Origin of the sequence: Microbacterium sp. BF1, from assembly GCF_019279095.1 — a bacterium.
GTDB classification, from domain to species: Bacteria; Actinomycetota; Actinomycetes; order Actinomycetales; family Microbacteriaceae; genus Microbacterium; species Microbacterium maritypicum.
In genome coordinates, this window is sequence record NZ_JAGYWT010000596.1 from 1 (window position 1) to 1,415 (window position 1,415).

The following is a 1,415-nucleotide window of genomic DNA, read 5'->3' on the forward strand; positions in this document are numbered from 1 at the left end:
GATGCAGAACAACGCCTTCCAGAAGAACGTCATCAACTACCCCGACCTGTTCAGCGACTACTCGGGCTCCGAGATCGACTTCTCGCAGTTCCCCGACGGCGTCACCGCGTACTCGCAGATCGACGGCGACCAGTACGGCGTGCCCTTCGACTCCGGCACCGCGATCAACGCGCTGCGCACCGACGTGCTGGCCGAGGCCGGTTACACCGTCGACGACTTCACCGGCATTACCTGGGACGAGTACCTCACCAAGGCCGAGGACGTGCTGGCCAAGACCGGCAAGCCGCTGCTGTCCGGCGTCGCCGGCTCCTCCGACATCCTGATGATGATCCTGCAGTCGGCGGGCGCCAGCCTGTTCGACGCCGACGGCCAGCCCACCATCGCCGGCAACGACGAGCTCGTCGACGCCATCGAGGTGTACGCCGAGCTGGTCGAATCGGGCGTTCTCGTCGAGGTCAACTCCTGGGATGAGTACATCAGCACCTTCGTGAACGGCTCGGTCGCCGGCACGATCAACGGCATCTGGATCACCGGCTCGATCCAGACCGCCGACGACCAGGCGGGCAAGTGGGCCATCACCGACCTGCCCAAGCTCGACGGCGTGCCCGGCGCCACGAACTACTCCGCCAACGGCGGCTCGTCGTGGGCGATCAGCTCGACCGGCGACGCCGAGCTGGCCGCCGACTTCCTGGCATCCACCTTCGCCGGCTCCACCGACTTCTACGACACGATCCTGCCCAAGTCCGGCGCCGTGGCCAACTGGATCCCCGCGGGTGACAGCAGCGTCTACGCGCAGCCCAGCGAGTTCTTCGGCGGTCAGCCGATCTTCCAGCAGGTCGTCGAGTTCGGCGCCCAGGTGCCGAGCAACAACACCGGCGTCTACTACTACGAGGGCCGTGACGCGGTCAGCGCCGCGATGACCAAGATCCTCGGCGGCACCGGCATCGACGAGGCACTCGACGAGGCCCAGGCCAACGTCGAGTTCGCGATGAACTGATCATGGCGACCCAGGCGATCGTGACGGCCGACACACCGCGCCGTCAGCGGCGGAGCACCCCTCCGCCGGACTTCACCCCGCGTGGCCCGTGGCTGCACACCGCACGGCGCCGGAACCTCACCGGATGGGGGTTCCTGCTCCCGGCAGCCCTTCTGATCACGCTGCTAAGCTTCGTGCCGATGATCCAGGCGTTCGTCCTCGCCCTGCAGACGGGCCGAGGATCGCGGCTGGACTGGGCCGAGCCGCTGTGGATGAACTTCGGCCGGCTGCTGGAGGACGAGATCTTCCAGCTGACCATGTTCAACACCGTGTTCTACCTGGTCGTGCAGGTGCCGATCATGCTGATCCTGGCGATGGTGCTCGCCAACCTGCTCAACGACCCGAAGCTGCGGGCGAAGGGCCTCTGGCGCACCATGAT

The 1,415-nt window shown here is 66.6% G+C and carries 2 protein-coding genes; both read left to right on the forward strand.

Annotated features, from left to right (window positions below):
• The coding region (locus KZA10_RS15230) for an extracellular solute-binding protein (RefSeq protein WP_218683307.1) at positions 1-997 on the forward strand (997 nt) is incomplete at its 5' end.
• Between the two features lie 2 nt (positions 998-999).
• Positions 1,000-1,415, forward strand: a 416-nt coding sequence (locus KZA10_RS15235; protein ID WP_374196602.1) for a carbohydrate ABC transporter permease, incomplete at its 3' end; no start/stop codon positions are given.